Origin of the sequence: Ferruginibacter albus (assembly GCF_020042285.1) — a bacterium.
In the GTDB taxonomy this organism is placed as follows: domain Bacteria; phylum Bacteroidota; class Bacteroidia; order Chitinophagales; family Chitinophagaceae; genus Ferruginibacter; species Ferruginibacter albus.
In genome coordinates this window covers 1,772,284-1,783,026 of sequence record NZ_CP083388.1, presented here as the reverse complement: position 1 = coordinate 1,783,026, position 10,743 = coordinate 1,772,284, and the positions used below count along the sequence as shown (strand labels likewise).

The 10,743-nt window shown below is 37.9% G+C and carries 13 protein-coding genes; 9 read left to right on the top strand and 4 right to left on the bottom strand.

Going from position 1 to position 10,743, the window contains the following annotated elements; translation table 11 throughout:
• Positions 1-38: 38 nt before the first annotated feature.
• The 3 genes from K9M53_RS07985 to K9M53_RS07975 are packed head-to-tail and all read right to left on the bottom strand — an operon-like array spanning position 39 to position 3,150.
• A complete protein-coding gene (locus K9M53_RS07985) occupies positions 39-1,148 on the bottom strand; it encodes an acyltransferase family protein (protein ID WP_224019105.1) in 1,110 nt (369 codons plus the stop codon).
• A 22-nt stretch (positions 1,149-1,170) separates the two neighbouring features.
• A complete protein-coding gene (locus K9M53_RS07980; RefSeq protein WP_224019104.1) occupies positions 1,171-1,683 on the bottom strand; it encodes a hypothetical protein in 513 nt (170 codons plus the stop codon).
• A gap of 57 nt (positions 1,684-1,740) precedes the next feature.
• Positions 1,741-3,150, bottom strand: coding sequence for a nucleoside recognition domain-containing protein (locus K9M53_RS07975; protein WP_224019103.1), 1,410 nt, complete (start codon positions 3,148-3,150; stop codon positions 1,741-1,743).
• Positions 3,151-3,319: 169 nt separating this feature from the next.
• Between K9M53_RS07975 and ychF the strand changes: the two genes are divergently transcribed.
• The 3 genes from ychF (at position 3,320) to K9M53_RS07960 (ending at position 5,625) form a co-directional block, all read left to right on the top strand.
• Complete coding sequence (ychF, locus tag K9M53_RS07970) at positions 3,320-4,417, top strand: redox-regulated ATPase YchF (protein ID WP_224019102.1); 1,098 nt, start codon at positions 3,320-3,322, stop codon at positions 4,415-4,417.
• Between the two features lie 155 nt (positions 4,418-4,572).
• A complete protein-coding gene (locus tag K9M53_RS07965) occupies positions 4,573-5,076 on the top strand; it encodes a ferritin (protein ID WP_224019101.1) in 504 nt (167 codons plus the stop codon).
• Positions 5,077-5,232: 156 nt separating this feature from the next.
• The gene (locus tag K9M53_RS07960; protein WP_224019100.1) at positions 5,233-5,625 is read left to right on the top strand and encodes a PRC-barrel domain-containing protein; all 393 of its coding nucleotides are present in this window, start codon (positions 5,233-5,235) and stop codon (positions 5,623-5,625) included.
• 1 nt (position 5,626) lies between these two features.
• Here K9M53_RS07960 and K9M53_RS07955 read toward each other — a convergent pair whose 3' ends face one another.
• Positions 5,627-5,785, bottom strand: a complete 159-nt coding sequence (locus tag K9M53_RS07955; protein ID WP_224019099.1) for a hypothetical protein — start codon at positions 5,783-5,785, stop codon at positions 5,627-5,629.
• Positions 5,786-5,950: 165 nt separating this feature from the next.
• Here K9M53_RS07955 and K9M53_RS07950 point away from each other — a divergent pair, with 165 nt between their 5' ends.
• From K9M53_RS07950 to K9M53_RS07925, 6 genes are all read left to right on the top strand, one after another.
• Complete coding sequence (locus K9M53_RS07950; RefSeq protein ID WP_224019098.1) at positions 5,951-6,751, top strand: DNA adenine methylase; 801 nt, start codon at positions 5,951-5,953, stop codon at positions 6,749-6,751.
• Positions 6,752-6,775: 24 nt separating this feature from the next.
• Positions 6,776-7,318, top strand: a complete 543-nt coding sequence (locus K9M53_RS07945; RefSeq protein WP_224019097.1) for a hypothetical protein — start codon at positions 6,776-6,778, stop codon at positions 7,316-7,318.
• A 41-nt stretch (positions 7,319-7,359) separates the two neighbouring features.
• Positions 7,360-8,178 carry a 4,5-DOPA-extradiol-dioxygenase gene (gene ygiD, locus K9M53_RS07940; RefSeq protein WP_224019096.1) on the top strand — a complete coding sequence of 273 codons (819 nt, stop codon included), beginning with the start codon at positions 7,360-7,362 and terminating at the stop codon, positions 8,176-8,178.
• A 5-nt stretch (positions 8,179-8,183) separates the two neighbouring features.
• A complete protein-coding gene (locus tag K9M53_RS07935) occupies positions 8,184-8,741 on the top strand; it encodes an NADPH-dependent FMN reductase (RefSeq protein ID WP_224019095.1) in 558 nt (185 codons plus the stop codon).
• Positions 8,742-8,750: 9 nt separating this feature from the next.
• A complete protein-coding gene (locus K9M53_RS07930) occupies positions 8,751-9,200 on the top strand; it encodes a DMT family transporter (protein ID WP_224019094.1) in 450 nt (149 codons plus the stop codon).
• 93 nt (positions 9,201-9,293) lie between these two features.
• Positions 9,294-10,739: an arginine deiminase family protein gene (locus tag K9M53_RS07925; protein ID WP_224019093.1), complete on the top strand. Its 1,446-nt coding sequence runs from the start codon at positions 9,294-9,296 to the stop codon at positions 10,737-10,739.
• Positions 10,740-10,743 lie beyond the last annotated feature (4 nt).

The following is a 10,743-nucleotide window of genomic DNA, read 5'->3' as shown; positions in this document are numbered from 1 at the left end:
TAAACCCGGCAAATTAATATCAAAAAACAGTCGGCTTATTAATTAACCGGCTTGATCTTCTTTCGTAAGAAGTTGTAAACCGGTTTTTCAAAGAGAAAGTACAATACAATAGAGATGACCCATAGTAATACAAAATTTCTATCGGGTAATAATACATAGTCACGCAGCTTAAGACTTACATAGCTGATATGAACCAGGTAAAACGCAAAAGAAGCATTACCCAACAATACCAATACCCGGGATGAAAAGAAACGCTGCAATAAAGTGCGCTCCTGTATCAATCCTGTTAAAGCGGTTACAACAAACACTGGCAATAGTAACAGTTCGATTAATCGTCCTGCTACTTTATCTGTCCCCTGGTGATAAACATCTGCTTCAAAAAGACCGATACAATAAGCGGTAATAAATATTCCGGCAAAACCTATCCATGTTTTATATCGAATACTCTCCAGGATTGCCTTTTTCTTTTTAAATGCAGATGCCATTAAAAGGCCTGCTAAAAACTCAATGCTTCTTCCCGGAAAGCTGGCATCTAATAAAAATTGTAACGGATAAAAATAATGCTGCGGATTTCCATTTATGCTATGCCAGTAAACACCTGTTCCCCATGCTATAAAAAATAGTGCAGCTAAAAAACCAAGTACGTACATTATATGCTTACGTTGTAACAAACATAACAATGGAGCAAAAAAGTAAAACACCATTTCCACATTCAACGACCATGCCTGGGCAATGGCATCTAAATTATGCTTATCAGAAAATGCGTGTACCAGCGAATAGGTTAACCAGGTAAATTGGCGGTGCCCATAAGACTTATCAAGATAATAACAGGTAAGTATCAACCAATACACCGGCATTATTCGGGCTAATCGCAATAACAGGTAGCGACAGTATTCTTTACCTGATTGCAAAGGCTTCTCCCCATAAGTGTATGCTATTAAAAATCCACTTAAAACAAAAAATAATGATACACCGATATTGAATTCATTTATCAATCGTAAGAACTCAGGGTGCAGTTCGTTGCGCCAATACTTGCGGTTATGGTATACAAATACCATGCAGGCTGCCAAACAACGAAAGCCTGTTAATGCATCAAAACGGACTGAAGATAAATTGGATCTGCCTTGATGAGAATTGGAAAAGGTCATGTAACGCTACTGAAAACGCCGGTTAATTGTAGAATTTGGCATTGAACTTTCCATTGGTTACTGCATGAGTAGTAACCGCTGATGTTCCTGTTACAAGTACCATGTTTCCACTAAATGTGCCTTGTACAGAATTGGCATCAATTGAAGTTATAGTAACAATAGCTGTATCGGGTGCTTCGCCGGTTGCTCCATAAAGTACATTTGCTGGCTGTACCAAATAAGTAAGCGACACACTTTGATTAGGATTATCAGGACCGGGTGTTCTGTAAGTACCGGGAACAATTGTTGTAGTGCTCGCTGCAGCAATTGCAAGACCGGTAGAGGTACCGGCTGCCCCCTGGAATCCTTCTATATTAACAGTAGGATTGCTGCCGCCAACACTTGAATGTATTGCCACCACAGAATTATTGAAGGAAGTGGGTACTCCATCTATATCAGCCGTAAGTGTACCAACGCCTCCGGTTCCTGTATCACTTTTAGAGCAAGAAGATAAAATTGCAATTAAAACAGCAGTAGTAAAAAGCATTTTTTTCATATTGGGAATATTTAAGGTTGCGCAAATATATATTTTATAATTTCATAAAGAAAGTCCCTACGCGACATTCCCAAAAAACAAGTAGGCTAATAATATAGAAGTGATGATGCCAGCCAGGTCTGCCAGCAACATAGTGCTTATAGAATAGCGGGTATTCTTTACCGATACTGCGCCAAAGTAAACCGCTACTACATAAAAAGTAGTATCGGCAGAGCCGGCAAGTATGCAACTTAACCTGCCTGCAAAAGAATCGGCGCCATATGCTTTCATAGTATCTACCACCATTCCTCGTCCGCCACTACCGCTTAACGGTTTAATCAAGGCAGTAGGCAATGCTTTAACAAAACGGGTATCAAAACCAATAACGGCAAACAAATGTTGCAAACCATCCAATATAAAATCAAATACACCGCTTGTACGCAACATGCTGATGGCAACCAGCATTCCTACCAAATAAGGAATAATGCGAACGGCTGTTTCAAAACCACCCTTCGCTCCTTCTACAAACGCATCGTAGATATTTATTTTTTTATACAATCCTCCCAATACGATCAATAAGAATATCAACAATACAATTCCGTTACTCAACATTCCGGAAAAGCCGTCCACATCTATTGATGGCAGATGATGAACATATGTTATCAATAATGCAATAACAGCGGATATGCCTAATAACCACATTAAGATTACCGGCTGAAATACATTGATGCGTTGCTTGAACGATACGATCAGCATAGCTACAATGGTTGCCACAAAACTGGCGATCATGCAAGGAATAAAAATATCAGTAGGATTAACAGCCCCTTGTTTTGCCCGCAAGGCAATAATGCTTACCGGTATCAGTGTAAGCCCCGAAGCATGTAAGCACAAGAACATTATCTGCGCATTGGAGGCTTTTTCTTTATCAGGATTGATCTCCTGCAGGCTTTGCATGGCTTTGATGCCAAAAGGCGTAGCCGCATTATCCAACCCTAATAAATTTGCAGAAAAGTTCAACATCATATGCCCAAATGCCGGATGCCCATCCGGTACTTCCGGGAAAAGCCTGGAAAAGAAAGGTTGTATCAGTCTTGATAAAAAGCGTATTCCGCCAGCTTTTTCAGCAATACTCATAAAACCCATGAACAATGCCATGATGCCGATCAGCCCGATACAGATATTTACTGCAGCAGTACAGGTTGCAATAATACCATCTGCGCTTTGCTCCCTGTAAACAATAAATTTATGATCGGCAGTTTTTGAATATTTCGTTTCGCCCTCTTTATAATCTTTATTAGCTGCTATTGCGGTAGCAGCAGTAACAGGCAAAGCAGCACTGTCAATATATTTGGTATGCGTTGTATCGCCCGCTTTACCTACTACCATTTTATTAAACACATCTTTATTGGTAGGAGAAAATAAACAACTGATGCACGCCACTAAAATTGCTGTAATAATAAAAGCGCTCCAGATTCTGCTTAAAGCCATGTTCGTTTAATGGTTTTTAGTAATGGGTTCATTGCAAATTACACATTGCAGGTTACAAATTGCATTTGCCTTTACATCAATTATCCACTAAGCAGTCATCCATTAAAAACAGAAAACTTACTTTTGCAGCCTAAATCTGAAATCGTAAATCATAAATCGAAAATAAAACATGGCATTACAGGCTGGTATTGTAGGGTTACCCAACGTAGGAAAATCAACTTTATTTAATGCAGTAAGCAATAGTGCAAAGGCACAGGCAAGCAATTATCGCTTTTGTACCATAGAACCAAACGTAGGATTGGTGAATGTTCCCGATGAACGTTTGAATAAGCTGGCTGAATTGGTAAAGCCCGAGCGCATTGTTCCCACACAAATTGAAATTGTAGACATTGCAGGACTTGTAAAAGGCGCCAGTAAGGGTGAAGGCTTAGGTAATAAATTCCTGGCAAACATCCGTGAAGTAGATGCTATTATACATGTGATCCGTTGTTTTGAAGATGAAAATATTTTAAGAGACGAAGGACCTATTAATCCTATTGGCGATAAAGAGATCATTGAAACGGAATTGCAGCTGAAAGACATGGAAAGCGTGGAAAAGAAATTAGCCCGTACAGAAAAGCTGGTTAAAACTGACACCAAGCTTAAACCTGAATACGATGTATTGTTGCGCTGTAAAGAACATTTGAACAAAGGCAAAAGTATTCTTTCATTAGGTTTGACCAAAGAAGAAAAATCAGCAGTCGCTGACCTGTTTTTATTGACAGACAAACCCATATTGTATGTTGCCAATGTAGATGAAGCATCCATGCATACGGGTAATAAATTTTCAGAAGCATTAAAAGCTGCCGTTAAAGAAGAAGGCAATGAAGTGATCGTAATGACCAATGCTATTGAAGCGCAGATCGCTGAATTTGAAGATGCTGCCGATAAGCAAATGTTTATGGAAGAATATAAAATGACGGAGCCTGCTTTGGATAGGTTAATTCATTCTGCTTATAAATTATTGAATCTCTCTACGTATTTCACGGCAGGTGTTCAGGAAGTAAGAGCATGGACCATTCATCAAGGATGGAAAGCGCCACAAGCCGCCAGCGTTATTCATACAGATTTTGAAAAAGGATTTATTAAAGCAGAAGTAATTGCCTACAACGATTATATTAAATATGGCTCTGAAGCAGCTGCACGGGATAATGGCAAACTAAGGATCGAAGGAAAAGAATATATTGTACATGATGGAGATGTGATGCACTTTAGATTTAATGTTTAATGTGCTGATCTGCTAATTGAAGAATAAACTTTATACTGAATCATCAACCCCGGTTGGTGATTTTTTTATGCTGACAATTATCATTTCGCCTTTACCAAATAATTTTTTTTGTTTACTTTAGATATACTTAAATCATCTTTAAAAACCTGAGTACCATGTTATCGAAATCTATGCAGGAATCCCTGAACAATCAAGTTAAGCTGGAAGCGATGTCGTCACAGGCATACCTGGCAATGGCAAGCTGGGCCGAAATTCAGCCAGGACTGGAAGGTGTGGCAGAATATTTCTTTTTACAAAGTGAAGAAGAAAGAATACATATGTTGAAATTAATGCGCTTTATAAATGAAAGAGGCGGCTTTGCCATCGTTCCTACATTAGAGCAACCGATAGTAACTTATAAAGGCATCAAAAGCATGTTTGAGGAATTTTTGAAACATGAAATGATCGTATCAGATAGTATCAATGATCTTGTTGACCTGGCATTGAAAGAAAAAGATTATGCTACACACAACTTTCTACAATGGTATGTGAATGAACAAATAGAAGAAGAAAAAAGCGCTCGTATATTAAATGACAAGCTAGAGCTGATCGGTGATGATAAAAGCGGACTTTACCTGTTTGACAGAGATATTATGCAAACAAGGCAAAAAAAGAGATAACAGCGCAGCTTAACAGATAAAAAAGAGGACTTCAATGAAGTCCTTTTTTATTTATATCTATCGTTTTAAGCCTAGAAAAAATATCAGGTACGCTCTTTGATTGACAATATATGCAGTACTTAATAAAAACTATTTCATCACTTTAAATCAATAACGATGGAAACATTACCTCAAGATAATTTTACGCATGATCTGCACGTGGGTGAGCAGCAGAACATTCCGCTTAACTATTTAACCGCCACTTCTATAATAGGCGATAAAGTGTACGATGAAAATGAGCAAAAAGTAGGCGATATCAAGGACATTATGATAAATGTGCATACGGGTGATATTCATTATTATGTAGTAGAAATGGGAGGATTTTTAGGACTGGGGAAAAAGTATTTTGCCGTTCCTTTTGACTACCTGAAAATAGATCCCGATAATAAACGGTTCATTTTTAAACAGGCCAAAGAAGTGCTCTCCAATGCTCCCGGATTTAATAAATGGCATTGGCCCAATACCAATTATCACCTGGTAATTGTAGGCGGAATGTATGATAATGTGTAACTTATCTCGCAGAAAGAACTCTGCGATCTATAAACCTGTGCAGGCAATATAATACAGGGATAACCAACGTTAATACCGGGTTATTTATTACCGATTGATAAAGTGCATATACAGTGAACCAAGCAATAAGTCCTGCTGCTAATGTAAGTGTTATTTTCATGGCAATTCAGAAAGGGGGTTATAAGATTTTATCTTATGTAACGAATAAGTCGTTAATTTATTTCGTAACGGCGAATTAATATCAAAAATTAGGCCAAGGTGAAAAAAAATCAGTATATATTGCCGCTACGCAGCATAATCAGCTAATTTTGGCAATTGTCAGGCGATGAATAACAGTAAAATTACGGTAACACACAACATATCAGGTAGATCATTACTCCGTTACCCGGGAGGAAAGACAAGAGCAGTTCCTGTTATAAGCCACTATTTTCCTAAAAATCTTACAGAATTGGTGTCTCCTTTTTTGGGAGGCGGTTCGCTTGAATTACATCTTGCAGCCAATGGTGTAAATATTTATGGATACGACCTGTTTAACCCGCTGGTAGAGTTTTGGCAATGCGCTTTAAAACAGCCGGATGAACTGGCAGACAAAGTGCAATCCTTCTTTCCTTTATCCAAAGATAAATTTTACGAATTGCAGCAAACACAAACCTCGTTTAAAACTAAATTAGAACGGGCTGCTGTTTATTATGTATTGAATCGTTCATCTTTTTCGGGCGCTACATTATCCGGGGGCATGTCTCCGCAACATCCACGGTTTACACAATCATCTATTGACAGGTTAAGAAATTTTTATAATCCCAATCTTACCGTAAAAAAACTCCACTTTGAAGATTCGATAAAACTGCATACAAAAGATTTTTTGTATCTCGATCCTCCGTATTTGATAGAAAGTTCGTTGTACGGAAAAAAAGGAGATGCACATAAAGATTTTGATCATACCACTTTGGCAAAGATCTTAAAAGGTTGCCCCTATTGGATCCTTTCCTATAATGATCATAATGAAATAAGAGAATTGTATAGCTCTTATAAGATCATTAATCCCAAATGGGTATACGGCATGTCGAATAACAAAGCTTCTAAAGAGATCCTCGTTTTCAGTAAAAAACTATCGCAACGTTTATAAGCATATGTCCGTCATTCATTCACTATGAAGTTTTATAATAAAATAATACAGGTGAATGTTGAAAAAGAAAAAGTCATTAAAGCCTGGAGTTTTGCGAAGGACGTAGTAGCCACTATTGATTATTCTGATTCCAATCAAACTAACCTGCAGAAAATCAGGATAGACCATTTTGTAAGTAAGATCGGCGAAGAAGCATGCAAAATGGTAATGAGCAAATTTGCCAAGGTTAAAGAACCGGATTATACTATTTACTCTGCCGATGAAAAAAGCTGGGAAGATGATCTGTATGTAAATGAAATTGGAGTAGCTGTTAAAACACAGAGGCGAAGTGATGCAAAAAAATATTCGTTATCGTGGACCTTCCAGGCAGGTAAATATAGAAGAGACATTATTTTAGACGATCCGGATGCATGGGTTGTTTTTGTAGAATGCGATGATGAAGATCCGTATCAATGCTATGTATATCCTCCTTATCAAATAAAAGAATTATCTTTTGGTGAGCCAAGGCTGAGTCGTTTAAAAGATTCCAAGAAGGTAGTTTACGCCAACGCGTTGCCGGGCTTATAATCGTGAACAATGTTTATAGAATTTTGTTTTAGAATCTCATTATGCAATTAGATCATCTAGCTAAAATAACCGGTTCATTTGATGCAACGGAAACCATGCCATTATTATTCATCGGTCATGGAAATCCAATGAATGCTATCGAGCAAAATGAATTTTCGAAAGGCTGGGGCGAAGCAGGTAAAACTTTACCCAAGCCCAATGCCATACTGTGTATCTCTGCTCATTGGGAAACAAAAGGCACTTTCATAACGGCAATGGATAAACCAAAAACCATTCATGATTTTGGTGGCTTTCCACAGGAGCTATTTGATGTACAGTATCCTGCTCCCGGAAATCCTGCTTTAGCAAAAGAAACAAAAGAATTACTTACACACACAGAAGCAAAGCTGGATGAACACTGGGGCTTGGACCATGGCTGCTGGAGCGTTGTAAAAAACATGTATCCTGATGCGGATATTCCCGTTATTCAATTGAGTATGGATTATACCAAAACACCTCAATGGCATTATGAATTGGCAAAACAGCTATCGTCTCTTCGCAATAAAGGTGTTTTAATTATCGGCAGCGGAAATATGGTGCATAATTTGCGAAACATAAACTGGCATGCGCCGGATAAAGGATACGATTGGGCGGATGAAGCAAACTTAAAATTAAAAGACCTGATAATAAAAAATGAACATCAGCAATTAATGGGTTATCATTCATTGGGAACTGAAATGACACTAGCCATCCCTACCCCGGAACACTACATGCCTTTATTGTATATCTTGGGATTGAAAAAAGAAAGTGAGCAAGTAAATTTCTTTAACGACAAAACCATCATGGGCTCAATTTCTATGACATCCCTAAAGATCAATTAATATTTATGGCACATATTGCGATCATCTCATCAAGCGTTCGAACCGGAAGGAAAAGCCACCGGGTAGCACTGTATTTTAAAAACTATTTGGAAGAAAACAAAATAGCTACTGCAGAAATAATTGATCTGAATGAGTATCAATTCCCCATTTTCGATGAACGTTTGCAATACACCCCCAACCCTTCTCCTAAACTGTTAGAGTATGCCGGCAAAATAAAAGCAGCTAATGGCGTTATCATTGTTACACCTGAATACAACGGCGGTTATCCTGCAAGCATAAAAAATGCAATAGATGTTTTATACGAAGAGTGGTATCGCAAACCTTTGGTGATTGCCACGGTATCGAATGGACCTTTTGGAGGCACGCAGGTTATCACTTCTTTGCATTTCTCTTTATGGAAGATCAGGGCTTTAATGGCACCGGCCATGTTTCCTGTGCCGAATATTGAAAAAAGTTTTGACGAAAACGGGGTTGCTCTTGATAAAGAAAAAACAGATAAGCGGGCTGCTACTTTTATCAGCGAATTAATGTGGTGTGTTGAAGCTAAGAACAAAATGTCGTAAACTTCTGCTATGAATAATCAATATCTGCTAATTGCATTAAGCTTTATTTCGGGCTTTTTAATTCCTGTACAGGCTGCCTCCAATGCAGCTTTAAGTAAAGCTATCGGAAACCCAATTATAACATCTTTATCCGTGTTTATTATAGGGCTGATCACATTGGTATTATATATGGTAGTTACCAAAACTACCTTCCCTTCAATAGCAGCATTTAAAAATGCTCCGTGGTATGGCTTTATGGGAGGATTGATCATCGCATTTTATGTTGTTGTCATCACTTTTGTAATACCGCGTTTAGGTGTAGGAGCTGCTATCGGCTTAGTAATTACAGGTCAGGTTATTGCTGCCATTACCATTGATCATTTTGGACTTTTAAATGCTGCCGTAAGAGTAATGGATGTAAAACGTTTTATCGGTGCGCTTTTAATGATCGCCGGTATTTACCTTGTAATGAAGAAATAAAACTCCGCAATAACATTAGTATATTTGTAAACGTATAACACAATAAGCTCCCTTAGTACTTCAGCTTGTCATTCATGATCCAAACTATGTTGCATGGCTAAAAATTCAAACCGGATATTTGTTAATTCAGAGATAGGCAGATTAAGACGATTGTTAGTACACAGTCCTGACAGCGGCTTGGGAAAAGTTGTTCCATCCAAAGCACAGGACTGGCTGTTTGAAGACATTGTACACCTGGATACAATACGCCGGAAAGAATATGATTTTTATACCAAGCTCCTGCTCTATTTTTTAGATCCTGAAAAAATAAAAGGCAGGTTGGCAAAAATCGATAGCAGCACTTCCAAAAGAAATTTTTATAAACCCAATCACAAAGATTTTTTTAGATCAGATAAAGTTGTAGAGTTACAATGGTTATTGGCAGATATACTTACTGATCGTGAAATAAAACTAAAACTAGTTGCATCAGTATGCGCTATTGAAACCTGTTCCAACGAAACACAGAATTTTTTATTTAAACTTTCTCCACAAAAATTAGCGCAGGTTTTTATCAGCGGAACGACTGATGACGATGAAATGATCTTTCCGCCAATACCCAATTTTATTTTTACAAGAGACATCGGCATTGTTATTAATGATCATATTTTATTAAACAAGCCTGCTAAAAAAGCCAGGACCAGGGAAGCCTTATTGGCGAAGTATATATTCTTTAACCACCCTCTATTTTCTGTATACAGGAAAAATGTAATTGAAATTGCAGACACATCTCATCATTTTTTATTGCCAAGAGATGCTGATGATAAAAAGGTAACCCTGGAAGGCGGCGATGTTATGGTAGTTAGCAAAGATCACTTACTCATTGGCGTTAGTGAGCGCACTACTATGGAAGCTGCACATAAAGTAATTACTACTCTTTTTGAGAAAGACATCATGCAGAAGATCACCATTGTAAAAATCCCAAAGAAGCGTGATTACATGCACATCGATACCATTTTTACACAGGTGAAGAAAAATGTATGGGTAATGCTGGGCAGCTTTTCCAAAAAAGCTATTAAAATGGAAGATGCTGACCCGGTGCAGCGTGCTTTGGAAGGAAATAAAAAAGAAGAAAACATCAAGATCATTCAGTTCAAAAAGAACAACCTGAATAAACCTGAATATTTTGACAACCTGGAAGATTTACTGATCGATATCAGCACAAACGACCTGAAATGTAAGGACAAAGTAAAGCTGATATATTCCGGTAATAACGAATTTCCGTTTGATACCCGTGAACAATGGACGGACTCCTGCAATTTATTGGCTTTAAAAGAAGGTGTAGTATTAGGTTACGATCGAAATGATAAAACCGTAGAAGCCTTTAAAAATAACGGGTTTGCTATTATCAACGCAACAGACCTGATAGACCAATTTGAAAAAGGAGAAACAGAGCCTGATAACATGAATGACACTTTAATATTAATGCCTTCGGCAGAATTATCCCGTGCAAGAGGAGGATTTCATTGCATGAGCATGCCATTGTTGAGAGATGAAGTGTAAACTT